The following is a 24,519-nucleotide window of genomic DNA, read 5'->3' on the forward strand; positions in this document are numbered from 1 at the left end:
GCGGTAACTTTCCCATAGCCCGCGCCGGGAGACGCTCAATGGTCGACGGTGGTCACCGTCGCGTTGCCGACGGCTACCCGCGGTACCGGCTCCCGCAGCCGGGGATCGGCTGTCGTCATGGCGACCCGGACCGGCCCGCCATGGGCGACGAGGATCAGTTCCCGCCCTTGACCGGCGTACTCCTTGAGCGTCCCGTGGATACGCTCGTAGAGATCCGTGATGCTCTCGCCGTCGCCGGGGCGCCGCCACGGCTCGCGCCACAACCGTTCGATCTCGTCGTGCACGACGCCTTCGCCGAGCGGGTCGGCCAAGCGCAGCCCTTCGAGGCAACCGAGATCCTGCTCGCGCAGGCGTGGATCCTCGCGCACGGGCAGGCCGAGCGCCGCGGCGATGACGTCCGCGGTCTGCCGGGCGCGGGGGAGATCGCTGGAAAAGATCGCCTCGGCGCGCGGATTCCGCTGCGCGAGCAGCGCGGCGGCGCCCGCGGCCTGGTCGAGCCCGCGCGGGGTGAGTGCACCGGCTTCGGGCGACTGGCCCTGCACACGGCCGGCCAGGTTCCATTCGCTCTCGCCGTGGCGCACCAGATGCAGTGTGGCCATCAGTACTGCAACCGCGGGTCGTCGTAGTTCTTGAACTCGATCACGTTGTTCGAGGGGTCCGCGAGCGCGAGCGTGCGGTGCTGCTCGGCCGTTCCCTCGAACCGCACCGAGGGACCCGTGAGCACGCGCAGCTTGCGGGTCTCGACCAGCCGTGCGAGCCGGTCGAAGTCCTCGGGACGAGCGAAGCTGACGCCGAAATGCCGCGGGTACATCACCGCTTCCTCCGGGACCTCGTCGGAGAGGTGGCAGACCAGTTGGTCACCGAAGAAGTCGAAGGTGACGCGGTCGGCGTAGCGGCGGGCCATCTTCACGCCGAGGCCGAAGACGTAGAACTCGACCGCCTCGTCGAGGTCCCGCGCCGGGATCGCGACGTGGCAGGCGTCGTGCGTATCGCGCATCGAATCTCCTTTGTGGACAGATATCAGACGAGGGAAACCGTGCGGGGCAGCGTCATCTGGAGCAGCGTGTCCCCCCGGACGCCGCGGCGCAGCGTCTCGACCCCGACCAGGTCGGCGGCGGCGATGTTGCCGAGGTTGACCTCGGGCCCGAGCGCGCGGATCAGCTCGACCTGCAGGTCCTTGGTCGGCGCCTCGAACAGCAGGCGCTTGGTGTCGGCGTGGGCGAGCACGGCCTCGAGCACGTCGTCGCGCAGATGCCCGTCCGGGCGAGCCATCCCGCTGCGGCCGCTTTCCCGGGTCTCGGTGATCACCAGTTCCGCGCCGGCGTCGAGATCCTCGTGGATCGCGCCTGCCCAGTCGGCGGGCGAGAGCCGCGCCGAACGTTCGGCGTCCTTGTAGCCGACCTCGGCGAGCACCGGCCGGTACCGCGACATCCGCCGCACGTAGCCGGCCTTGCCCTCCTGGTCCAGCGGGATCGTGCCGTTGGAGACCTCGATATGGGTCGCGCCGGTGCGCTCCACCAGGTCGAGGTAGTCGCCGAGCCGGTCCTGCACGACGTACCACTCGAACAGCGTGCCGCCGAAGTAGTAGCCGATCCCGGCTTCGCGCAGCGCGGCGATCTTGTGGTCGAGGTCGCGGGTCACCAGTGCCGTGCCCCAGCCGAACTTGACCAGGTCGACGTATTCGCCATGGCTGGCGATCACGTCGGCGAACAGGGCGGTCGGCAGGCCGGGGTCGATCATCATGGTGATGCGGCTCATCGGGCTCCTCCTGTGTTGGCGAGTGCGAGGTCCTTGGGATCGGGCGGGGTGGTCGGCCGGGTACGCCGGGACCACGCGCGGCCGGTGAGCGCGAGGCTCACCGGGGTGCGCCGGGCGGCGGCGGTGACGAGCCCGGACACGAGGTAGATCAGGGGCAGGAGCACCAGTACGAGCAGGGCCACCACCAGGTCGTACGGCACTCGCTGGGCGTCGTCGATGAGGCCGATCTCGGTGGCGGCCAGCAGCGCGCCCTGCAGCACCAGCGGGTGTATCAGGTACACGCCGAACGAAGCGTCCGAGGTCGCGACGACGAGCTTTTCGGCGAACCGCCCGTGCTCTTGCCACACGAGCCCGATGGCGAGGAAGGCCCACCCGATGGCGACGCTTTCGACGGTCACCACCGGCTGGAACACGGCACTCGCCTCCAGCGGGTTCTCGCCCCGGCCCCACACGTGGACGAGGTACACGACGATGGCCATCGCGACGACGCTCGCCGCGCCGCCCAGCACCAGTCGCGCGCGCTGCCGTGTCCACGCCACCAGCTCGTCCCGGTGCCAGGCGGCGACCGCCCCGGCCAGGACGTAGCCGAGGTAGCTGGGCAGCAACGCGTCCGGAGATCGGACCCAGCCCGACAGCGGGCCGAGGTCCCACTGGTGCTGGACCGCGTAGGTGAAGGTCAGCTGGAACACCGCGGCGAACACCAGCAGCGCCCCGTGCCGGCGCTCGGTGGCCCGCAACAGCATCCGGATCAGCGGGAACACCAGGTAGATCTGCATCGACACGAGCAGGAAGTACAGGTGGTACCGCGCGGTGCCGGTGAGCAGCTGCTCGACGAACGCCCGCCCGAAGTACGGTCCGCCGTCGGCGAAGAAGTACAGCACGGTCCAGACCACATACGGCACGACGACGAACAGGTACCGGCGCCGCCAGAACTTCGGCCAGCGCACCTTCTTGCGCCCGGTGCTGTAGGTCAGCACGAACGCGGTGAGCAGGAAGAAGACCTCGCGGCTGACGTGGAAGACCATACCGAGCGCACCGAGCGGCACCGTCGGCGGCACGGGGGCGAACGAAAGCACGTGCGTGCCGATCACGAGCGCGACCGTCAGCACACGGATCAGGTCGACGTAGTACAGATGTTCTCCGCGTCGGCTCACTGACTGCCCGCCAGCTCGGACCGGAGCGCGCGGCGCAGCACCTTGCCGGTCGGGCCGACCGGCAGCGCGTCCGTGATCTCCACCACCGTGGGGCGCTTGTACCGGGTCAGCCGCCCTTCACACCACGCGAGCAGGGATGCCTCGAGCGCCGGGGGATCGGACCGGCGGGTGGTGACGAACGCGACCGGGACCTGGCCGAGCCGTTCGTGCGGCGCGCCGACGACGGCGACCGCCGCCACATCGGGGTGCGCGAGCAGGACGTTCTCGACCTCCTGCGGGTAGATCTTCTCGCCGCCGCGGTTGATCACGTCGTCCACGCGGCCGGCCAGGCGCAGGAATCCCTCCTCGTCACGAATGCCGACGTCGCCGGTGCGCAGCCAGCCGTCCGCGTCCCGCGCCGGGCGGGTCCGCTCGGGGCCGTGCTCGCCGAGTTCGAGATACTCGCGGACGATCTGCGGGCCGCGCAACAGCACCTCGCCCTCCTCGCCGGGGGAGGATTCGCGGCCGTCCGGCCCGGCGACGATCAGGTCCACCTCCACGGGCAGCCCGACCGAACCGGCCCGGCGGCGCCGGGGATCCAGGGGGTTCGAGGTGATCTGACCGGCCGCCTCGGACATGCCGTAGGTCTCGAGCACACCCAGCCCGGTGTGCTCGGCGAACGCCCGCGCGGTCGCGGGCGGCAACGGTGCCGAGGCCGAGCGGACGAACCGGATGCCGTCCACGACGTGGCCGGGCGGTGCGGGGCGCTGGGCGAGCGAGGCCAGGATCGCGGGGACCGCGTTGAGCCAGGTGGGCCGGTGCCGCTCGACGCGCGCCCAGTACTCACCGGCCTCGAACCGGCGGTCGATCACCAGCGAGGCCCCGCTCTCGACCGTCGCCAGCAGACCCATGACCTGGGCGTTGACGTGGAACAGGGGGAGCGGGGTGTAGCCGCGCTCGCCGGGACCGAACCCGTGATGCCGCGCCACGCGCCCGGCCGCGTGCATCAGCTGTCGTTCGGTGAGCGGGATGCCCTTGGGGCGGCCGGTCGTGCCGGAACTGGTGAGCAGCACGGCCGGCCGCAGCGCGGCGCCGTCGCTCGGGCGGTTCGCCGTGGTCGTGGTCCAGACCCTCCTCGGGCCGGCGAGGTCCACCAGCACGGTGTCGAGCCCGGGGGAGATGACCGGGTCCTCCTGGTCGGTCGCGAACACGTCGATCCGCAGCCTGGCCAGCACATCGGACAGCTCGCCCGGGGTCAGTCGCGGATCGATCGGCGCGGCCGTCAGCCCGGCCGACAGGCAGCCGAGGTAGGCCGCGGTGAACGTCAGCGGGTCGGCGATCACCAGGCCGACTCTGCTGCCGGGTGGCGCCATGTCCCGCCAGCCCGTGGCGTGCTCGGCCACCGCGCCCCAGGTCAGCGCCTGCTCACCCGCCCCGGACAGGAACGCGACCGATCCGGGGCGCTCGCGCGCCCTGGTGGTCAGCAACCGGGACACAATCGCCATGAAAACCCTCCACACACTTTTCGCTGAACCCTGCCGAGTCTGGACAGCTTTCCTATGCGCGTGCTGGCAGCCTCATGAGAGTCACCTGAGAAGAACCCCCCGGTTCACGCTGGCTTTCCGGACGTGGCAGGCACAATGTCCGCATGAACTTGGTGGGCCACCAGCACGTTTCGCGAGCTACCGGACGAATGCGACGCCTGGTCGTGCTGATCGCCGCAGCCACCACCCTAGCGGCCTGCGCGTCGCCTTCCGGCAGTGAGCCCGTCCGGTCCGTCGAGCCCGTTCAGCCCGCCGAGCACACGGCGACCGCCGCGCCGGCGGTGTCGACGGGCGCCGGGACCGTGCAGCGGGAGCTGACCGTGGATGGGATGAAACGAACGTATCTCGCGGTCCGGTCTGCCAAGTGGCATAAGGGACTTCCGTTGCTCATCGTGATGCACGGCCGCGGGATCACGGCACAGCTCGAGTCCCGCCGCACGGGCTTTCTGCCCTACGCCGAGGGCGGGCTGGTGAACATCGTGTACCCCATGGGGATCGCCAGATCCTGGAACGCGGGGTACGGATGCTGCGGGGTGGCGGGCAAGGAAGGCGTGCACGACATGGCTTTCCTGACCGAGGTGGCCGCCGACGCGTCCCGGTACTTCGAAAGCGACTTGCGCCGGACCTACCTCGTCGGCTATAGCAACGGCGCGAGACTGTCCTTTTCGGAGGTTTGCGGTCATCCGGGCGTTTTCGCCGGACTCGCCACATACGGAGCGGTTCCGCTCGCCCCGTGCGCCGGCGGGCGGCCGATCCCGGCGCTGCTGGCTGACGGCAGTGACGACGCCGTCGTACGTAACGAGCATTTCTCGCCGAGTTCGACGATCGCGCTCAGCCAGGCGGTCACCCGGTGGCAGGGCCAGAACGGTTGCACCGGCCCGGGGGCCGTGCGGCATATCGGCGCGCTCACGCTCAGGTCGTGGACCGGTTGCCGCAGCGGCGCCGACCTGTCCTCGGCTGTCTACTCAGGACTGACGCACTTCTGGCCGAGGGGCACCCACGAGGCCGTCCCGTACACGACCTATGTCGGCCCCGAGGCCGCCGCCTCGACGATCATGTGGAGCTTCCTCAGCCGCCAGCACCTGAGCTGACGCGCGTGTTTGCCCGCTACGTCGCCGTTTTTGCGCATCGTGTCACTGATTTTGCGCCGCGCAGCCAATTCACCGACCGGAGCGGCAAACACACCGACGGGGACGGCCAACACGATCAGGGGGTGAACAGGGCGCTGACGGATTCGCCGTTGTGGATGCGGCGGATCGCCTCGGCCAGTGCGGGCGCGATCGACAGCACGGTGAGCTTCGGCGCCGCCTGCTCGGGGTGGACCGGCACCGTGTTCGTGCAGACGATCTCCTGCACCTCTGGCTGGTCACCGATGCGCTTGAGCGCGCCACCGGCGAACAGCCCGTGCGTGCACGCGACCCGGACCGAGCGCACGCCGCGTTCGCGCAACCGCGCCAGCAGTTCCAGCACGGTGCTGCCCTTGGCGATCTCGTCGTCGAGCACGATCACGTCCCGGCCGGTCACGTCGCCGATGATCGAGCTGATGGTGACCCGGTCGTCGGCGAACCGCTCCTTCGCCCCGGCCGCGACCGGGACGCCGAGCAGCCGCGCGAAATGCGACGCGGGCTTGGCGTTGCCGAGATCGGGGGAGATGACCGTCGTGTTGCTCAGATCGTAGCGGCGGAAATGCCCGGCCAGCTCGCGCAGCGCGTGCAGGTGATCGACCGGCACGCTGAAGAATCCGTGCACCTGCGGCGAATGCAGGGTCATCGTCAGCACCCGGTTCGCGCCCGCGGTCACCAGCAGGTCCGCCACCAGGCGCCCGCCGATCGAGATGCGCGGCGCGTCCTTCTTGTCCGAGCGCGCGTAGGCGTAGTGCGGCATGACCACCGTGGTGCGGCCCGCGGACGCGCCGCGCGCCGCGTCGAGCATGAGCAGCAGCTCGACCAGGTGCTCCTGCACCGGCGCCACGATCGGCTGGATGAGGAACACGTCGCGCTCGCGGCAGTTCGCCTGCAACTGCACCTCGAGGCAGTCGTTGGCGAACCGGTGCACGCTGACCGGTTCGAGGTCGACACCCAGCTGGCCGCAGATCTCCGCGGCGAGCTCGGGATGGGCAGTTCCGCTGAAGACGGCGATCTCCCGCACGCAAAGAATGCTACCGCCGCCCGGTTTGGGGTATCTGTAGGACATGATTCCGGTCCACGACGTCAACCCGCTGCGCCGCACGCCGTGGATCACCTACGGCCTCGTCGCGGCCAACGTGGTGGTGTTCCTGCTGATGCCGGCCGCCGCCCGCACCCTCTACGGCAACACGAACCTCGCGCAGCTGTGTGACCTGCAGGCCTTCGTCGAGCGGTGGGGCGCGGTGCCGCACGAGCTGCTGACCAACCAGCCGCCCACGCTCGTGCCGACGGGGCAGGCCGTGGTGAGCGGGCAAGGGCCCGGCTGCCTGCTCGGCCCGCCCGGCTACCACAAGGTGCCGGCGCTGTCCGTGCTCACGTCGATGTTCCTGCACTCGAGCTGGGCACATCTGCTCGGCAACATGCTGTTCCTGGCGATCTTCGGCAACAATGTCGAGGACCGGCTGGGGCGCCTGCGGTTCCTGCTGTTCTACCTGGTGTGCGGGTACGCGGCCGGGTACGGTTTCGCGCTGACCGACCCGTCGTCCGCGCAGCCGCTCGTCGGCGCGTCCGGTGCGATCGCCGGCGTGCTCGGGGCGTACATCGTGATCTACCCGCGGGCCCGGGTGTGGGGGCTGATCCCGGTGCTGTTCTTCCTGCCGCTGCGCGTACCGGCCTGGCTGATGCTCGGCATGTGGTTCATCCTCCAAGCCTTCTACGCGACCGGCTACGGCACGGCGCAGGCCGGTTCGGTCGCCTACGCCGCGCACGTCGCCGGCTTCGTCGTCGGGGCACTGCTGGGGTTCACCCTGCGACGGCGTCCGCGGGCTCGGCCGGGCGGGCGGTGAGCCTGCCGAGGCGGGCCGGCACGTTGAACCCGATCAGCAGAGCGGTGACGAGCGTCAGCCCGCCGGCGAGCCACACCAGCGCGGGGCCGAGTCCGATATGCCCGGACACCTGCGCGCCCGCCAGCGGCGCGACCGCCCCGCCGAGCGCGCCGACGTTGTAGGTGAAGCCGAGGCTCGCCGCGCGCAGCCGGACCGGGAAGTGGTCGCCGATGTACTTCGGCAGCAGCCCGGAGATGCCGGAACTGGTGGCCTGCAAGGCGAACAGCAGCACCCACACCGCGACGATGCTGCCGCCCCCACCGAGCGCGAACGCGGGGAACACGAACACCAGCGACGCCAGCAGCCCGCCGACGTACGTGGTGCGGGTGCCGAACCGGTCCCCGGCGATGCCCGCGAGGCAGGAGCCGAGCGCGTAGCCGAGCCCGGCCCAGGTCAGCGCGTTCGCCACCTGGCCGGCCCCGTAGTGCAGATCGGTCTTGAGGTAGGTCGGCAGCAGCGACTGGATCGGCCACGAGTACAGGAACGCGCAGAACACCGTCGCCATCAGCCCGACCACCATCGGCCAGGAGCGGCCGCCGACCTGGACCGCGAACGCGACGAACCCGAGCACGCACAGCGCGATGTAGAGCGGGTAGAGCGAACCGGCGTGGCCCGAGAAGATGAGCACGAGGCTGACCGCGACGACCAGGCCGATGACGATATTGGCCACGGTCCACCTGCGGTTCAGCAGCGCGCTCGCGCTGGTCGTCCGCTCCCCGGCGGAGGCGACCTCGTCGGTCCATTCCTTCGCCTCGGGCAGGGCACGGCGCAGCCACAGCGCGATGAGCACCGGCACGATCCCGATCCAGAACAGCCAGCGCCAGCCCAGATGCGGCACCACGAGGTCGTACGCGCGGGCGGCGAGGATCGTGCCGATCGGGTAGGCCGACAGCAGGAAGCCGCTCGCGCGGTTGCGCAGGGCTTTCGGCCAGCTCTCCATCACGTAGGTCGCGCTCGAGCCGTACTCACCGGCCATCCCGACGCCGACGATGGCGCGGAACGCGAACAGCGCCCAGTAGCTCCAGGCGAAACCGCACAGCGCGCTGCCCACCGCGTAGCAGAGGATGCTCACGATCATCGCCGGGCGCCGGCCGAAACGGTCACCGAGAGCGCCGAGCGCGAGCCCGCCGAACCACCGCGACACGAAAGCCGCCGACACCAGCGTCGCGGCACCGGCCAGCGACAGGTGGAACTCGGCGCGCAGTTCGGTCAGCACCAGCGTGATGAGCACGAAGTCGAAGCCGTCCAGCAGGTAACCGAGCCAGGCGGCGCTGAACGCCTTCCACTGGGGCCGGCCGATCTGGCGGTGCCAGGGAACGCGGGACGGCGTGGCAGCCATGTTCACCTCTTCGTCGAGGAACGTCATTCGTAGGACGTTGGACGTCGTATGATGCTCCGGTACGCTAGCTCACACGTCGAAGCGAGGGCAAGAGTGCGGGTCACACGAGGTCAGGAGCTGGTCGACGCCATCATCGAGCTGATCGACCGGCGGAAGCTGCGGGCGGGCGACCCGCTCCCGACCGAACCGCGGTTGATGGAGGAGTTCGGGGTCGCGCGGAACTCGGTGCGGGAGGCACTGCGGACGTTGCAGGCGCTCGGGATCGTCGAGATCCGGCACGGCTACGGCACCTTCGTCGGCGAGGCGAGCATGGCCGCGCTGAGCCCGTCGCTGCTGTTCCGGACCCGCGCGCGCTCGCGTGAGGACCTGCGGGGGCTGAGCGATCTGCTGCAGGTGCGCCAGATCCTGGAGACCGAGCTGACGCGCAAGGTCGTGGGGAACGGGGCGCTGCTCGCGTCGCTGAGCGAATGCGTCGACCGGATGGCCGACCCGGCCGCCGCGGCCGCCGCCGACCGGCGGTTCCACGAGCTCATCGGCGAGGCGGCCGGCAACGAGCTGGCGCTGGAGCTGATCCGGCTGTTCTGGGACGTCTATCGGCAGACGGAGTCCCTGATCGGCACCCCGACGTCCGAACGGGCGGCACTGGTGGCCAAGCACCACCGTATCCTCGAAGCCATCGCCGGCGGCGACAGCGCGGAGATCGGCGAGGCGGTGAACGAGCACTTCGAAGAGATCCGGAAGCGGATCGCCGCGCGCTGACGCCGGTTGACCCGCGAATCATCCGGAGCCTATCGTGGCGACATAGGACGTCCAACGTCCTATGTCTCATCTCGCGAACGGAGTCGTATGCCTGCCCCTGTCCTCGACCACGGTGTCGTCCCGCCCCTGTGCACGCCGCTCACGCCGGAACGCGAGCTCGACGTGCCTTCCCTGGAGCGGCTGACCGGGTTCCTGCTCGACGCCGGGGTGCACGGCCTCTTCGTCACCGGCTCCACGGGTGAGGTCGCCTACCTGCCCGACGACGCCCGCTACCGGGCTCTCGACGTCGTCGCCGGGATGGCGGCCGGGCAGGTGCCGGTGCTGGCCGGCATCGTGGACACCGCGACCCCGCGGGTGATCGCGCACGCCCACGCGGCGAAGGCCCACGGCGCGCGGGCGCTGGTGGCGACCGCCCCGTTCTACGCACCGACCGCCGCCGTCGAGTTCCCCGCGCACTTCCGTGCCATCCGGGCCGCGGTCGACCTCCCGCTCATCGCCTACGACATCCCGGGCTCGGTGCACGCCAAACTCCCCGCGACCGTCGTTGCCGAGCTTGCCGCGGACGGGACGCTCGACGGCGTCAAGGACTCCAGTGGCGACCTCGACGGGCTCCGCACCCTGCTCGAACTCGTCGACGCGCCGGGTTTCCGCGTGTTCACCGGTTCCGAGACGATGGCGGACGTCGCGATGTTCCTCGGCTCGCACGGGCTGGTGCCGGGCCTCGGCAACGTCGACCCGCACGGCTTTGTCCGCCTCTTCGAAGCCGCCCGCCGCGGCGACTGGACGGCCGCGGCGGCCGAGCAGCGGCGCCTGCGCGAACTGTTCCGGATGATCACGGTCGGCGGCACGCGGATCGGTCCGTACGCCTCGGCCGTCGGCGCGTTCAAATACGCCCTGGTGGCGCGGGGGATCATCGCCGGCAGGACGACGAGCCTGCCGATGGCCGCGCTGGACGACGCCGAGCAGGCGACGGTCCGCGCGTACCTGGAACGCGCCGGCCTGAGCTGAGCTACGCCCTCGGCACGGCGGAGGAGACGATGTCGCCGGCCAGCGGGGCGACGGCGGCGATGATCTGGTCCACCGTGGGGCCCGGTACCCCGGCTTGGCGCAGCGAATCCGACAGCAGCGTGGCCACCCGGTCGAAATGCGCCTGGCCGATGCCGCGCCCCCGATGGGCTTCGCGCATGCTCAATCCGGCGTAATGGTCCGGACCACCGAGCGCGCCGCAGAAGAACTCGACCTGCCTGCCCTTCAGCCGGTTCATGTTGGCCCCGGCGAAGAAGGGCGCGAGGTCGGCGTCCGCGAGGACCCGGAGGTAGAAGTCGTCGACGACCGCGGTGATGGCCTCCTGGCCACCGATCTGGTCATAGATGCTGGTCATGGCCGTCTCCGATCCTGGTGTGAGAAGTAGTCGGGCAGTTGCGCGAGCTTGTCGACCTCGTTGGCGAACGCGTCCGAAGCCGCGTGCAGCTGGACCTGGACCGCGTGGCAGAACGCGCGCAGCCACGCGAGCCGGCGTTCCATCTCGTCGATCTCGTCGGCGTACCGGCTCCCCGGTGGGCCGTGCCCGGCGCCCGCCACTTCCTGCGCCGCGATGTCGGCCTGCTGCTCGGCGTCCGCCAGCAGCGTCAAGGCCTGGCGGCGCGCGTCACCGGTGAGCCGCCGGCACTGCGCCTCCGCCTGCGCGATGTACGCCTCGGCCTGCAACTGCGCCTCGGACAGCAGGTTCACCGCCTCGACGTCCGCCTTGAGCGGGATCAGCGACGGGTCGACGTTCTCGCCGTGGCTGCGGTACCAGTCGCGCAGCCGGTCGATCTCGGCGCGCAGCCGCGCGTTCTCCGCCTCGCCCGCGGCGATCTCCTCGGCGAGGCGGTGCTGGAACAGTTCGACCTCGCTCGGATCGACTCCGCGCCGGCCCAGCGGGGACTTGCTGAACGTGATGCTGCGGATCCGCTCGGGGGTGAGCATCCGCCGGACCGCGGGTTGCCGCCGGTCACCTGCCTGCAGTGTCATGCTGGGTGATCCCTAATCCTGGTCAGAAGGCCGATCCCGGCCCCGCCGCCGGGTCCTGGTAACCGGTGAATTCCTCGGAATGGACGCGCTCGGCGCCGATGCCGGCCGCGTACAGCAGTTCCCGGGTCCCGGCGACCATCGCCGGCGACCCGCACACGTAGATCTCCTGATGCGGCCACGGGCCATGGCGTACGGCGGCGTCGGCGGCCAGGCCCTGCATCCCGGAGAATCGCGGATCGTCGGACACGACGGGGGTCACGCGCAGGGTCGGCAGCGCGCGGTCGAGCGCCTGCAGCGCAGGCGTGTCGTAGAAGTCCCGCGCCGCGCGGGCGCCGAGGAACAGATGTGCCTTGCGCGGCATGGGTTCCCGGGCGATCTGGCCGAGCAGCGCCTTCAACGGCGCGAGCCCGGTACCCCCCGAGATCAGCACGACGTCGCGGTCGTGGTCGAGCGTGAGCCGGGAGCCCACCGGGGAACCCAGCCGCAGTACGTCGCCAGGGGTGATCGCCTGCACGAGCGCGGAACTGACCGGGCCACCGTCGACCAGCCGGACGTGGAACTCGACGAGGTTGTCCGGTTGCGGTGGCGTCGCCGGCGAGTAGTACCGCCAGATCCGGGGCCGCAACTCGGTTTCCACCGCCATGCTCTGCCCCGGCAGCCAGTTCAGCGGCTGGTCGGGGCGCAGGGTCAGCACCGCGATCTCGGGCGTGCGCCGCTCGTGCCGGACGACTTCGGCGTTCCACCACGGCGGTGAGTTCTGCTCGTCCTCGCGGGCCGCGGCCGTCATGACGTCGGCCACCAGCTTGTACGCGGCGCTCCAGTCGGAGGCCAGGTCCGGGGTCCACTCGTCGTGCAGGAAGTGCTCCAGCGTCGAGAGGAGCGCGTGCCCGACGGCGGGATAGTGCTCGGCGGTGACCGCGAACTTGCGGTGATCCCGGCCCAGTTGCTGCAGGAACGGGACCGCGCTGTCGAGGTCGTCGACGTGGGCCACGACCGTGCCGAGCGCGCGGACGAGCTTGTCTCGCTGCGACGACATCCCGGCGGGAAACATCTCTCGGAGTTGAGGATGGGTGAGGAACAGGGTCGAATAGAAGAACAATGGCACTCCGCCACCGAAAGCCGCGACCGTGTTCCAGCTGCTGCGCAGCCGAGCGGTGTCCACCGTGGTTCTCGTTTCCCTTCTGGTACCCCGGGAAGGCCGGTCCGCGCTGAAGCGTAAGGCGAAGGCAATTTGCATTCAAGGGGTTGCCGCTGGGGGGAAAAAGTTTCGGTACCTCTTTCCTGAACGGTCAGTAGGTAACGACGTGGCTACGGTGCGCTATTCGAACATCCAGGTGAAAATCTGGTACCGGGGCCTTCGCGGTCACGTTTGGCCTGGTTGGCGGCCCGGGCAGGATCGACCCCACCTCCCCGCGTACCACGCTCAGCGTCGGCTCACCTGAGTCAGGCGGTGCGGACGGCGAGGTCGGCGCGGTACTCGTGGATCCAGCCGATCCGGCTCGGCAAGCCCGTCAGCTGAACACCGACGCACCCGGGACGGCATCCAGCAGCTGGCGGGTATAGTCGTCGGCCGGCGAGGTCAGCACTTCGTCGACGGGCCCGTGCTCCACGACCCGGCCGTCCTTCATCACGAGCACTTCGTGCGCGAGCGACCGGACCACGGCGAGATCGTGCGAGATGAACAGGTAGCTCAGTCCTAGTTCCCGCTGCAGCGAGGAAAGCAGGCTCAGGATCTGGTCCTGGACCAGAACGTCCAAAGCGGACACCGCCTCGTCGCAGACCACCAGGCGCGGGCCGAGCGCCAGCGCGCGGGCGATCGCGACCCGCTGGCGCTGGCCCCCGGACAGTTCGTTGGGGTAGCGGTGCGTCACGCTCGAGGGCAGCGCGACCTGATCCAGCAGCTCGGCCACCCTCGCCCGCCGTGCGGGCCGGTCCCCGATCCCGAAGGTGCGCAGCGGTTCGGTGATCAGCCGCTCGACTGTCCACATCGGATCGAGCGACGCGTACGGGTCCTGGAACACCGGCTGCATCGCCTTGCGGGCCGCCTTCAGCCGGGCACCGCGGAGCCCGACCACCTCGGCGCCGTCGAGCCGGATCGTGCCGGCGGTCGCCGGCACCAGGCCCAGCACCATCCGCGCGGTCGTGGTCTTGCCCGAACCGGACTCGCCGACGATCGCGGTGGTCCGCCCGCGCCCGACGGTGAACGACACGTCGTCCACCGCGCGCAGCAGCCCGCCGCGGCCGCGGATCCGGTACTCCTTCGACACGTTCGACACCTCGAGCACGAGGTCCGAAGTGGACTCCGCCGCACGCGTGGCCCCGCTGAGCGAAGGTGCCGCGGCCACGAGCCGCTGGGTGTAGCTGTGCCGCGGCGCGGTCAGCACCTCCCGCGCGGGACCGGTTTCGACCACCTCGCCCTCGGACATCACGACGATCCGGTCGGCGCGATCCGCGGCCAGCCCCAGATCGTGCGTGACCAGCAGCAGCGCGGTGCCCAGCTCGCGGGTGAGCTTCTCGAGGTGGTCGAGGATCTGGCGCTGGACGGTCACGTCGAGCGCGGACGTCGGCTCGTCGGCGATCAGCAGATCCGGCCGGCAGGCCAGGCCGATCGCGATGAGCACGCGCTGCCGCATCCCGCCGGAGAACTCGTGCGGGTACTGCCGCGCCCTTCGCGCCGGTTCGGCGATACCGGCCTGGCCGAGCAGGTCCACCGCCCGCGCCCAGGCTTCCCCGCGCCCGCAGATGCGGTGGGCGAGCAGGGTTTCCGCGACCTGGCGGCCGACCCGGGAGACGGGATTGAGGTTCGACATCGGATCCTGCGGAACCAGGCCGATCTCCCGGCCGCGCAGGCGGCGCAGCCGTTTCTCGCCCGGGTCCGTGATGTCCTCGTCGCGCCACCGGATCGTGCCGCCGGTGACCCGGCCGGATCCGGGCAGCAGGCCCATGATCGCGTGCGCGGTGGTGGACTTGCCCGAACCGGACTGGCCGACCACGGCGATCCGTTCGCCCGGCGCGAGGCTCAGGCTCGCCCCGCGCACCGCGTTCGTGCCGCCGAAGGCCACCGACAGATCGCTGATCTCCAGCAGGGTCATGAGGCACTCCTCGGGTCGAGCGCGTCGCGCAGGGCGTCGCCGAACAGGTTGAAGCCCAGGCAGATCAGCGCGAGCATGACGCCGGGGAACATCGCGGGCCACGGGGTGCGGAACAGGTACTGCTGGGCGTCGGAGAGCATGATGCCCAGGCTCGGGTCCGGCGGCTGGATGCCCAGGCCGAGGAACGACAGGATCGCCTCGCCGATGACGGCGGTCGGCATGATCACCGTGGCCTGCACGATGATCGCCGACAGCGCGTTGGGCAGCACGTGCTGGCCGAGGATCCGCCGCGCCCCGGCGTGCATCGTGTGCGCGGCGAGCACGAAGTCCGTTTCGGACAGTCGCAGCGTGTCCGCGCGCACGACCCGGATCATCATGGGGATATGCGCGATGCCCAGCGCGATCGCGGCGTTGGCCAGCCCGCCGCCGTTGATCGCGGCCAGCCCGACGGCGAGGATCAGGAACGGGAAGGCGAGCATGAGGTCCGCCAGGCGCGAGACCAGCGCGTCGAGCCAGCGCCAGTACCCCGACAGCAGACCGAGCGGCACCCCGACCACGACCGCCAGAAGTACCGACAGCGCACCGACTTCGAGCGAGGCGCGCGTGCCGTAGAGCACGCGGGAAAGGATGTCGCGGCCCAGATCATCGGTGCCGAGCGCGAACCCGATCGTGCCGGGCTGCTGGAAGGGCGTCGAGAAATGCACTTCGGTCGGCGCGTACGGCGCCAGCAGCGGCGCGAACACTCCGGCCACGACGACGATCAGCAGCAGCACGCCGCCGAACACGCCCATCGGATCGCGCGCGAGCCTGCGCAGCGTGCGGCCGCGGGTCCGGGCCAGCGGGGCGGGGGTTCCGGCGATGATCGTCATCGGGCTGTCCTCCAGACGCGCATACGTGGGTCGATGACGGTGTAGAGCACGTCGACGAGCAGGTTGATCACGATGTAGGCGGCGGTGATCACCAGCACCACGGCCTGGATCACCGGATAGTCGCGGGTGAACACCGAGTCGAGCGTGAGCTTTCCGATGCCGGGCAGGCTGAAGATCCGCTCGGTGACCACCGCGCCCGCGATGAGCCCGCCCAGCTGGAGGCCGACGATGGTGGTGACCACGATGAGGCTGTTGCGCAGGCCGTAGCGGAAGATCACCGCGCCGCGGCCGAGCCCCTTGGCCCGCGCGGTGCGGACGAAGTCGGCGGTCAGGGTCTCCACCATCGACGAGCGGGTCTGCCGCTGCACGACGGCCGCGTGCGCGAGGCCGAGGATGACCGCCGGCAGCGTCAGGTAGTAGACGCCGCGCAGCGGATGCTGGAACGGCGAAACATAGCCGGAGGCGGGAAACCAGCCCAGCTGCACGGAAAGGTAGAGCACCGCGATGATGCCCACCCAGAACGTCGGCACCGACAGCGCGAGCAGCGAAACGCCGTTCGCCGTCCATTCGGGCCAGCGCCCGCGGAACACCGCCGCGATGACGCCGCCGGCCATCCCGGCGAGCACCGCGATGATCGTCGCGTACAGCGCGAGCTGCGCGGTCACCGGCAGGGTCGCGCCGATCATCTCGCTGACCGGGGTGCCGGTGCGCGCCGACCGGCCGAAGTCGCCGGTGAGCGCGTGCCCGGCGAACTTGAGGTACTGCACGGGAAGCGGCTGGTCGAGGCCGAGCTGCGCGCGCACGGCGGCGATCGTCGCCGGGTTCGCCTCCTCCCCGGCCATCGCGGTCGCCGGGTCACCGGGCAGGGCGCGCACCCCGATGAACACGACGATCGACGAGAGCACGAGCGTCAGGGCCGACTGCCAGAGTCGGTGGAACAGGTAGCGCAGCACGGCTCAGCCCTCCTGGGTCTTCAGGTATGCGGCGTTGCCGAGCCGGACCACGCCGTCGGAGTAGACCTGGATCCCGGTCACCTGCGCGGACTGCACCGTCAGGTTGCGCAGGCGGTAGGTGTACACGATGGGGTTCTGCTGCTGGATGAGCCGCGTGGCCTGCCCGTACAGCTTGGTGCGCTCCCCGACGTCGATGCTGCGCGAAGCCTCCGACAGCAGACTGTCCAAAGCGGACGAGCTGAACCCGCCGTAGTTGCCGCCGGATCCCGTGGTCAGGAACCGGGAGATGTTGGCGTCCGGGTCGATCCGGCCGGACCAGCCGAGCATGAGCGCCTCGAACGTGCCGCGCTTCTGCACGTCCAGCAGGGTCGAGTACTCCACCGGCACGATCTTCAGATCGAACCCGCCCTCGGCGACGCTCGCCTGCAGTGCCTGGGCGTAGCGCAGCTGGTCCTGGGTGTTGGACACCTGCATTGAAACCGGATAAGGAATCCGAACCCCGGCTTCCCGCAGCAGCTGCCGCGATTTCCGGGGATCGAAGGCAGGGCAGGCATTGCTGGCGTCCGAGGCGTACGGCGTCTGCGGCGCGACGGGGGAGCACGCCGGGTCGAACCAGTTGTTGAACACGGTGTCCACGAGCGTCCGGCGGTCGATCGAGAGCGAGAACGCCTGCCGGACCCGCGGATCCTTCGCGATCGGCGTGTCGATCTGCTTCCGGGGCGTGCCGACGCCGTCGACGTTTCCGGTGTTGATCGTGACACTCTGGTAGCCCAGCGACGGCGACTGCAGCACCCGCAGCTTCGGGTCCTTCGCGAGCGCGTCCACGTCCTGCGGGGAGATCGTGTCCGCCACCTGGATATCGCCCGAGCGCAGGTTCGCCGCGCGGATGTTGGCGTCCGACATGATCCGGTAGGTGATCTTGTCGAGGTGCACGTCCTTCGCGTCGTAGTACAGCGGATCCCGGACCACCGTGATCGAGGTCTGCGGCACGCGGCCGGCGAACTTGAACGGGCCGACACACACCGGGTGGTCGCCGAAGTTGACACCCTCTTTGGCGAGCGCGGCGGGCGACATGATCATCCCGGCCCGGTCGGCGAGCGCGGCGGTGATCGGTGCGAACGGGCGCTTGTAGGTGATCACCACATGGCTCGCGTCGGTCGCCCGGATGTCCTTGACCGGCCCCATTTCGCTGCGGCGCTGGGAGGTCTTGAGCGTGAAGTGCCGCTGGAGGCTGGTCGCGACCGCTTGCGCGCCGAACGGTGTCCCGTCGGCGAACCGGATTCCCGTGCGGACCGGGATGGTCACGGTCAGCCCGTCCGGGGAGGTGGTGGGCAGCGCGGTCGCCAGCTGGGGGACCAGATGGCTGGTGGAGTCGATATCGTAGAGCTTCTCGCAGATCGTGCTCATCACGTAGCGGGTGTACAGCGAACTGGACGTCGTGGGGTCGAGGCGGTCGGGCTCGTTGGACAGGCCCATCACGAGCTCGCCGCCGTTTTCGACCGCCTGGTGGCCCACGGGAGTGCCGAAGTCGTCGCGGTGCTCGCCGCGCGCGCCGGGGTGCTGCACGGGAACGCACGCCGTCAGCACCACCGTCGCCAGCGTGGCGAATATCACGGTAAGAGACCGGGGGGACATGCGGACAAAGGTACGACGGTTTTTCCCCGACCCTATTTCCAGGACGTAAATGTGTGTTAATATCGTTATTTTTCGAAATTGCATGAGAAACAGCGGGCCGCCGATTCCGGCCCGCTGTTCCGTGGGAGCTTTTCGATTATCTGCCGGCCGCGTATCCCTGCATTCCGCGGGGGTTGGCGGCGGCCGAGAGCACGCCTGTCTCCGGGTCGCGCGCCACGGCGCACAACCTCCCTTCGGACCAAGGTTCTCCGACGTTCACGTCGTGCCCGCGCCCGTTCAGGGCGGCGATGATCTGCTCGCCGATCCGCGATTCCACCGTCACGCTGCCCGGCACCATTGCGCGCGGGTAGAAAGAGCTCGGGAAACTGTCGTTGTGCCAGTTCGGGGCGTCGATGGCGCCCTGCAGGTCGAGCCCGCCGCGCACCTTTTCACGTAGTGCGACGGCGAGGAGGAAATGTAGGCTCCACTGGTCCTGCTGGTCGCCGCCCGGCGTGCCGAAGGCCATCACCGGCACCCCGTCGCGCAGCGCGAGCGACGGGGTCAGCGTGGTACGCGGGCGCTTGCCCGGTGCGAGCGAGTTCGGCAGCCCGGGGTCGAGCCAGGCCATCTGCAGCCGGGTGCCGAGCGGGAAGCCGAGCGCCGGGATGACCGGGTTGGACTGCAGCCAGCCACCGCTCGGCGTCGCCGCGATCATGTTGCCCCAGCGGTCCACGACGTCCAGATGGCAGGTGTCGCCGCGGGTCGCGCCGTCCTCGGCGACCGTCGGTTCGCCGGCGCCGGCGGGGGTGAGGATGGTGCCACCGCCGGCGACGAACTCGACGTGCTTGGCCAGCTTCGGGTCCCGCCCGTCCGGCCGCCCGGCACGCAGTTCGCGAGACGCCTGGTCACCGATGAGCGCGCGGCGAGATTCGTTGTATTCCGGGGAAAGCAGCGCTGCCGGCGACATGTCGGCGCTGTCGCCGTACCACGCCTCGCGGTCGGCCATGGCGAGCTTCGTGCCCTCGATGAGCGTGTGGTAGTAGTCCGGCGTCGCGTACTCCAGCCCGTCCGGCAGGAGCGCGAGCTGTTGCAGGAACACCGGTCCCTGGCTCCACAGCCCGGCTTTCGCGACCGTCCAGCCGTTCCAGGTGAAGGTGACAGGGTCCTCATAGGACGCTTCGAACGACGTGAGGTCGTCACCGGTCAGCGTGCCGGGGTGGCGTTCGCCGGAAGTGTCCATTGTGGGCTTCGCGGCGAACTCGGCGATCGCCTCGCCGATGAAGCCTTCGCGCCACACCTTCCGCGCCGCGTCGATCCGCGCCTCGCGGCTGGGGCCGGCGGCCTCGGCGAGCAGGCGGCGCCAGGTGGCGGCGAGCGTGGGGTTGCGCAGCAGCGCGCCGGGCGCGGGTGGTTCGCCGCCCGGCAGGTAGATCTCCGCGGACGTGGTCCATTCGGTCTCGAACAGCTCGCGCACCGTTTCGACGGTGCTGCCGATGCGCTCGACGGCAGGATGCCCGTGCTCGGCGTACCCGATGGCGTACTTCAGCACGTCGTCGAGGGTCTTCGTGCCGTGATCGCGCAGCAGGAGCAGCCACGCGTCGACCGCGCCGGGCACCGCGGCGGCCAGCGGCCCGGTGCCGGGCACGAGGTCGAGCCCGAGCGACGTGTAGTGCCCGATCGTCGCCCCGGCCGGCGCCGGGCCTTGCCCGCAAAGGACTTTCGGCGCGGATCCGGCCGGCGCGACGATCATCGGCACCTCGCCGCCGGGCCCGTTCAGATGCGGTTCCACCACGTGCAGCACGAACGCGGCCGCGACCGCCGCGTCGTAGGCGTTCCCGCCGTCCTCGAGCACGGCCATCGCAGTGGCCGAGGCGAGCCAGTGGGTGGAGGAGACCATGCCGAAGGTGCCCTGCAACGTGGGCCGCGTCTGGAACATCCCAGCAGTGTCCCCCGCGGCCGGTCTCGACGTCCAAGACATCTGAGACACCATTCCGATAGCGTCAGGCTATGGAACGCCGGCAGCTGGAGTACTTCGTCGCGATCGTCGAGCACGGCGGGTTCACCCATGCCGCGCGGGCGCTGCGGGTGGCTCAGCCCTCGCTGTCCCGTGCGATTGCCAATCTCGAACGTGAGCTGGGCGTCGCGCTCTTCCACCGCGTGGGGCGCAACGCAGTGTTGTCCAGCGCGGGCGAGCTCATGGCCGAGCGCGCCCGGCTGGTCCTGCGGGATCTCGATGCCCTGCGCGCCGCGGCGCGTGCCGTCGGCGACGGGGCGGTCGGGCGGGTCGATGTCGCCGCGACCTCGTCGTCCGCGCTCGAACCGGTCATCAGCATCATCGCCGAACTGAGGGAGCGGCATCCCGGCGTGCTCGTCAGCACGTCCTCGGCGCTGTCGGCGGCCGAAGTGGTGGCGATGGTCGTGCGAGGCCGCTGCGAGGTCGGCGTGTGCGGGAGCGCGGAGCGCCCGGCCGGGCGGGGGCTCGTCGCGCATCATCTGCGGGACGAGGAGTTTCTCCTGGTCGCTCCGCCGGGCACCGAGATGGGCACGGGCGACACCGTCGCGCGCGAAGATCTCGGGGGGATGCGGTTCGTCGTGACGAAGCCGGCGACCGCGGTGCGCGCGCTGTTCGACCGGCTCGCCGCGAGCGTCGGCGACCTGCCGATCGCGGCCGAGGTGGGGGATCGCAGCGTCGTGCTGCCGATGGTGCTGCGGGGGATCGGGGCCGGGCTGATGCCCGACGGCTGGGGCGAACTGGCCCGCCGCGCGGGCGCGCGGGTGTACCGGTTCGCCCCGCCGGAACGGCTGCCGCAATGGCTCGTGCACAGGTCTGGACCCATCACCGCGGCGACCCAGGCCTTCGTCGACACGACCCTGTCCCGGCCCGTTACCAGAACGTGAACAGACCTGCGGGCTGAATCGATACCGAAACCTTCCGGTAGGCCATTCGGGGAAGTATGTTGTCGAACACAACATTCAAATGTTGCCGACCACAACATTTCCTGTAGGGGACGCAATGAAGCGGAGAAAGACCCTTGCCCTGCTGGCCGCCGGCACGGGCCTGGCGCTGGCGCTGACGGCCTGCGGGGCCAACAGTTCGAGCGGTTCGAGCAGCGACAACTCGGGCGGCGCGAGCAATGGTGGCCCGAAGGTGGGCGTCATCCTTCCGGAGACCGCCACCTCCGTGCGCTGGGCCGCGTTCGACCAGCCGATGCTGCAGGCGGCGCTCACGAAGGCGGGGATGAGCCCGATCATCGAGAACGCCCAGGGCGACAACCAGAAGTTCGTGCAGTACGCCGACAGCATGCTCAGCCAGGGCGTGAAGGTGCTCATCATCGGCGCGCCCAGCGGTGACGTCGGCGCCACGGTCGAGCAGAAGGCCGCGCAGCAGGGCGTCCCGGTCATCGACTACGACCGGCTCAACCTCGGCGGCAGCGCCAACTACTACGTCAGCTTCGACAACACCCGCGTCGGTGAGCTGCAGGGCGAGGCCCTCAAGAACGCGCTGGCCAACAAGCCGGGCGCGCAGGTGATCGAGATCGAGGGCTCGCCCACCGACAACAACGCGACCCTGTTCCACAACGGGCAGGAGAACATCGTCAAGCCGCTGTACGACTCGGGCGCGCTCAAGCTCGTCGCGAGCCAGGCCATCGACGGCTGGGACAACCAGAAGGGCGGCACCACGTTCGAGCAGTTGCTGTCGGCCAACGGCGGCAAGGTGGACGGCGTGCTCGCGGCCAACGACGGCCTCGCCGGCGCGATCATCACCGTGCTGCAGAAGAACGGGCTGGCCGGCAAGGTGCCGGTGACCGGGCAGGACGCGAGCGCCGCGGGCCTCAAGGCCATCCTGCAGGGCACCCAGTACTCGACGGTGTTCAAGCCGATCCAGCAGGAGGCCGACGCCGCCGCGCAACTGGCCGCCGCGCTCGTCAAGGGCGACACGGCCGGTGCCGACAAGATCGCGAAGGACTCTTCCAACGACCCGAAGAACAACCGTACCGTGAAGTCCGTGCTGCTCACACCGCAGACGATCACGAAGCAGAACGTGAAGACCGTGATCGACCAGGGCTATGTCAAGGCGAGTGAGGTCTGCACCGACAGCGCCGCCGCGGTGTGCGCCCAGCTGGGCATTTCCTGACCCTCGCGCGAGCCGTGGGAGAGCAGCCGCTTTCCCACGGCTCGCCCCCCGACGATGTGGAGGTACCGCGGTGAACGAGCCGATCCTCGAACTACGCGGTGTGAACAAGAGTTTCGGCCCGGTCCACGTGCTGCACGATGTGGACCTCACGGTGCGCCCGGGGGAGGTGACGGCCCTCGTCGGCGACAACGGCGCCGGCAAGTCGACGCTCGTGAAGGCCATCGCCGGTATCCACGGCATCGACAGCGGTGAAATCATCTTCAACGCCCAGACCGTGCACATCCACAACCCGCGCGACGCCGCCGCGCTGGGCATCGAGGTCGTGTACCAGGACCTCGCGCTGGCCGACAACCTGGACATCGTGCAGAACATGTTCCTCGGCCGGGAACGCATCAAGAACGGCCTGCTCGACGAGGCGTCGATGGAACTCGACGCGCGCAAGACGCTCGCCTCGCTGTCGGTGCGCACGGTGAAGTCCGTGCGGACGCCCGTCGCCTCGCTTTCCGGCGGGCAGCGGCAGACCGTCGCGATCGCGAAGGCCGTGCTGTGGAACAGCAAGGTGGTGCTGCTCGACGAGCCCACCGCGGCGCTGGGCGTGGCGCAGACCCGCCAGGTGCTCGATCTGGTGCGGCGGCTGGCCGAGCAGGGCCTCGGCGTCGTGCTGATCAGCCACAACATGAACGACGTGTTCGAGGTCGCGGACCGGATCGCGGTGCTCTACCTCGGCCGGCTCGCCGCCGATGTCGCGGCCAAGGACGTCACCAACAACCAGGTGGTCGAGCTGATCACCGCCGGCCGGTCGGGCGATCTCGGCCTGGCCCGGCCCGAAGTCGCGGCCGTGTAGGCGAGGAAACCGAAAATGACTGAGACACCCATCAAGCCGTCCGGCCCCGACTCCTCGGCGGTGGCCGACTTCGGGATCGACACCACCTCGCGCACCACCGGCGAGGCGATCGGCGACTACTTCCGGCGCCTGCGCGGCGGCGAACTCGGCGCGGTGCCGGCGCTGCTCGGCCTGGCGCTGCTGGTGATCGTGTTCACCAGCCTGTCCGACTCGTTCCTGACGCTGAACAACATCGCGAACCTGTTCACCCAGGGCGGCGGCCAGACGATCATCGCGATGGGCATCGTGCCGGTGCTGCTGCTCGGCGAGATCGACCTGTCGGCGGGCACCGCGTCCGGCGTGGCCGCCTCGGTGCTGGCGCTGCACTGGACCCAGCACGGGAACCTGCTCGGCGCCATGGGCCCGACCATGTTCTACGGGTTCATCGTCGGTTCGGTAGTCGCGGTCGCGCTGTGCGTGATGATGCGGATCTGGATCGGCGCGGCGCTTTCCGCGGTCGCGCTGCTGTTCCTGGTGATCGGGATCGCCGCGAACCCATGGGTCGAGATCGTGCTCACGATCACGATCGGCACCGTGATCGGCGTGCTGACCGGCGCGGTCGTGTCCAAGATCGGCATCCCGTCGTTCGTGGTGACGCTGGCGCTGTTCATCGCGTGGTACGGCGTCGTGCTCGCGCTCGTCGGGCAGGGCGGCACGATCCCGATCCGCGACAGCAAGGTCCTGTTCGACGTGGCCAACGGCAACCTCGGTGTGGTCGCCAGCTGGATCGTGTTCATCGTGGCCGGCGGCGGGTACGCGGTCATGGTGCTGTTCCGGCACTTCTCGCGGCTGCGGAACGGTCTGGTCGCGCAGCCGACCGCGCTCATCGCGATCAAGGTCGGCGCGGTCGTGGTGCTGGGCGCCGTCGCGACCTACCTGTTCACCATCAACCGCTCGCCCAACCCGAACCTGACCACGATCTCGGGCATCCCGTGGGTCGTGCCGATCATCCTGGTGCTGCTCGTGGCCGGCACGTTCGTGCTCGACCGCACGCGCTACGGCCGGCATGTGTACGCGGTCGGCGGCAACAAGGAAGCCGCCCGCCGGGCCGGGGTGAAGGTCGACAAGATCCGGATGAGCGTGTTCGTGATCTGCTCGTCGGTCGCCGCGGTCGGCGCGATCGTGTACAGCTCCAAGGTCGGTTCGGTGGACGGCAACGCCGGTAACGGGAACACGCTGCTGTTCGCGGTCGGCGCCGCGGTCATCGGCGGGACCTCGCTGTTCGGCGGCCGTGGCCGGATCCGCGACGCGGTGATCGGTGGTCTCGTGCTCGCGACCGTCCAGAACGGACTCGGCCTGCTCGGCTACCAGGCGGACACGGTTAACATCATCACCGGGCTCGTGCTGCTGGTCGCGGCGGCCGTGGATGCCCTGTCGCGCAAGCGTGCCGCAGCCGCGCGCTGACCGTGACGAGAGG

23 protein-coding genes are annotated in these 24,519 nt (G+C 70.0%); 8 read left to right on the plus strand and 15 right to left on the minus strand.

Going from position 1 to position 24,519, the window contains the following annotated elements:
• Window positions 1–35: 35 nt before the first annotated feature.
• Genes FG385_RS11015 through FG385_RS11035 form a run of 5 tightly spaced genes read right to left on the minus strand, consistent with a single transcriptional unit; the run spans window position 36 to window position 4,396 of the window.
• Window positions 36–599, minus strand: coding sequence for a histidine phosphatase family protein (locus FG385_RS11015; RefSeq protein ID WP_139096563.1), 564 nt, complete (start codon window positions 597–599; stop codon window positions 36–38).
• Window positions 599–997 carry a VOC family protein gene (locus FG385_RS11020; protein ID WP_139096564.1) on the minus strand — a complete coding sequence of 133 codons (399 nt, stop codon included), beginning with the start codon at window positions 995–997 and terminating at the stop codon, window positions 599–601. Before FG385_RS11020 ends, FG385_RS11015 begins: the two co-directional genes overlap by 1 nt.
• A gap of 23 nt (window positions 998–1,020) precedes the next feature.
• Window positions 1,021–1,758, minus strand: coding sequence for a phosphosulfolactate synthase (locus FG385_RS11025; RefSeq protein ID WP_139096565.1), 738 nt, complete (start codon window positions 1,756–1,758; stop codon window positions 1,021–1,023).
• On the minus strand, window positions 1,755–2,912 hold the full coding sequence (locus FG385_RS11030; protein WP_139096566.1) for an acyltransferase: 1,158 nt from the start codon (window positions 2,910–2,912) through the stop codon (window positions 1,755–1,757). The genes FG385_RS11025 and FG385_RS11030 overlap by 4 nt, the downstream gene beginning before the upstream one ends.
• Window positions 2,909–4,396: a class I adenylate-forming enzyme family protein gene (locus FG385_RS11035; RefSeq protein WP_139096567.1), complete on the minus strand. Its 1,488-nt coding sequence runs from the start codon at window positions 4,394–4,396 to the stop codon at window positions 2,909–2,911. Before FG385_RS11035 ends, FG385_RS11030 begins: the two co-directional genes overlap by 4 nt.
• 188 nt (window positions 4,397–4,584) lie before the next feature.
• Between FG385_RS11035 and FG385_RS11040 the strand changes: the two genes are divergently transcribed.
• Complete coding sequence (locus FG385_RS11040; protein WP_139096568.1) at window positions 4,585–5,526, plus strand: alpha/beta hydrolase family esterase; 942 nt, start codon at window positions 4,585–4,587, stop codon at window positions 5,524–5,526.
• Between the two features lie 115 nt (window positions 5,527–5,641).
• Here FG385_RS11040 and FG385_RS11045 read toward each other — a convergent pair whose 3' ends face one another.
• Window positions 5,642–6,583, minus strand: coding sequence for a ribose-phosphate diphosphokinase (locus tag FG385_RS11045; RefSeq protein WP_200834399.1), 942 nt, complete (start codon window positions 6,581–6,583; stop codon window positions 5,642–5,644).
• A 43-nt stretch (window positions 6,584–6,626) separates the two neighbouring features.
• Between FG385_RS11045 and FG385_RS11050 the strand changes: the two genes are divergently transcribed.
• A complete protein-coding gene (locus tag FG385_RS11050; protein ID WP_139096570.1) occupies window positions 6,627–7,406 on the plus strand; it encodes a rhomboid family intramembrane serine protease in 780 nt (259 codons plus the stop codon).
• Here the strand turns inward: FG385_RS11050 and FG385_RS11055 are convergent.
• Window positions 7,363–8,784, minus strand: a complete 1,422-nt coding sequence (locus tag FG385_RS11055) for a sialate:H+ symport family MFS transporter (protein WP_139096668.1) — start codon at window positions 8,782–8,784, stop codon at window positions 7,363–7,365. The two genes, FG385_RS11050 and FG385_RS11055, sit on opposite strands and share 44 nt — an antisense overlap.
• 93 nt (window positions 8,785–8,877) lie before the next feature.
• On the opposite strand from FG385_RS11055, the gene FG385_RS11060 reads away from it, so the two are divergent.
• A complete protein-coding gene (locus tag FG385_RS11060; protein WP_139096571.1) occupies window positions 8,878–9,543 on the plus strand; it encodes a FadR/GntR family transcriptional regulator in 666 nt (221 codons plus the stop codon).
• A gap of 87 nt (window positions 9,544–9,630) precedes the next feature.
• The gene (locus FG385_RS11065) at window positions 9,631–10,551 is read left to right on the plus strand and encodes a dihydrodipicolinate synthase family protein (protein WP_139096572.1); all 921 of its coding nucleotides are present in this window, start codon (window positions 9,631–9,633) and stop codon (window positions 10,549–10,551) included.
• A 1-nt stretch (window position 10,552) separates the two neighbouring features.
• Here FG385_RS11065 and FG385_RS11070 read toward each other — a convergent pair whose 3' ends face one another.
• From FG385_RS11070 to FG385_RS11105, 8 genes are all read right to left on the minus strand, one after another.
• Entirely contained in the window at window positions 10,553–10,924 is a 372-nt protein-coding gene (locus tag FG385_RS11070; RefSeq protein WP_139096573.1) for a group I truncated hemoglobin, read from the minus strand.
• Complete coding sequence (locus FG385_RS11075) at window positions 10,921–11,556, minus strand: DivIVA domain-containing protein (protein WP_139096574.1); 636 nt, start codon at window positions 11,554–11,556, stop codon at window positions 10,921–10,923. The genes FG385_RS11070 and FG385_RS11075 overlap by 4 nt, the downstream gene beginning before the upstream one ends.
• 22 nt (window positions 11,557–11,578) lie before the next feature.
• Window positions 11,579–12,718, minus strand: coding sequence for a globin domain-containing protein (locus tag FG385_RS11080; protein WP_139096575.1), 1,140 nt, complete (start codon window positions 12,716–12,718; stop codon window positions 11,579–11,581).
• Between the two features lie 349 nt (window positions 12,719–13,067).
• Window positions 13,068–14,648 carry an ABC transporter ATP-binding protein gene (locus FG385_RS11085; RefSeq protein ID WP_139096576.1) on the minus strand — a complete coding sequence of 527 codons (1,581 nt, stop codon included), beginning with the start codon at window positions 14,646–14,648 and terminating at the stop codon, window positions 13,068–13,070.
• The gene (locus FG385_RS11090) at window positions 14,645–15,517 is read right to left on the minus strand and encodes an ABC transporter permease (protein WP_139096577.1); all 873 of its coding nucleotides are present in this window, start codon (window positions 15,515–15,517) and stop codon (window positions 14,645–14,647) included. The genes FG385_RS11085 and FG385_RS11090 overlap by 4 nt, the downstream gene beginning before the upstream one ends.
• Window positions 15,514–16,470 (minus strand): ABC transporter permease, encoded by a 957-nt coding sequence (locus FG385_RS11095; protein WP_139096578.1) that lies wholly within the window; start codon window positions 16,468–16,470, stop codon window positions 15,514–15,516. The genes FG385_RS11090 and FG385_RS11095 overlap by 4 nt, the downstream gene beginning before the upstream one ends.
• A 3-nt stretch (window positions 16,471–16,473) precedes the next feature.
• Window positions 16,474–18,105 carry an ABC transporter substrate-binding protein gene (locus FG385_RS11100; protein ID WP_139096579.1) on the minus strand — a complete coding sequence of 544 codons (1,632 nt, stop codon included), beginning with the start codon at window positions 18,103–18,105 and terminating at the stop codon, window positions 16,474–16,476.
• 136 nt (window positions 18,106–18,241) lie between these two features.
• Entirely contained in the window at window positions 18,242–20,020 is a 1,779-nt protein-coding gene (locus FG385_RS11105; protein ID WP_139096580.1) for a gamma-glutamyltransferase family protein, read from the minus strand.
• A gap of 71 nt (window positions 20,021–20,091) precedes the next feature.
• Here FG385_RS11105 and FG385_RS11110 point away from each other — a divergent pair, with 71 nt between their 5' ends.
• The 4 genes from FG385_RS11110 to FG385_RS11125 all read left to right on the plus strand — a co-directional run bounded on the left by FG385_RS11110 (window position 20,092) and on the right by FG385_RS11125 (window position 24,506).
• Window positions 20,092–20,982: a LysR family transcriptional regulator gene (locus tag FG385_RS11110; RefSeq protein ID WP_139096581.1), complete on the plus strand. Its 891-nt coding sequence runs from the start codon at window positions 20,092–20,094 to the stop codon at window positions 20,980–20,982.
• Between the two features lie 115 nt (window positions 20,983–21,097).
• Window positions 21,098–22,219: a sugar ABC transporter substrate-binding protein gene (locus FG385_RS11115; protein WP_139096582.1), complete on the plus strand. Its 1,122-nt coding sequence runs from the start codon at window positions 21,098–21,100 to the stop codon at window positions 22,217–22,219.
• Between the two features lie 70 nt (window positions 22,220–22,289).
• A complete protein-coding gene (locus FG385_RS11120; protein ID WP_139096583.1) occupies window positions 22,290–23,063 on the plus strand; it encodes an ATP-binding cassette domain-containing protein in 774 nt (257 codons plus the stop codon).
• A gap of 15 nt (window positions 23,064–23,078) precedes the next feature.
• Window positions 23,079–24,506: a sugar ABC transporter permease gene (locus FG385_RS11125; RefSeq protein ID WP_139096584.1), complete on the plus strand. Its 1,428-nt coding sequence runs from the start codon at window positions 23,079–23,081 to the stop codon at window positions 24,504–24,506.
• The last annotated feature ends 13 nt before the right edge of the window (window positions 24,507–24,519 follow it).

It is taken from the genome of Amycolatopsis alkalitolerans, from assembly GCF_006152065.1.
Classification (GTDB): Bacteria; Actinomycetota; Actinomycetes; order Mycobacteriales; family Pseudonocardiaceae; genus Amycolatopsis_E; species Amycolatopsis_E alkalitolerans.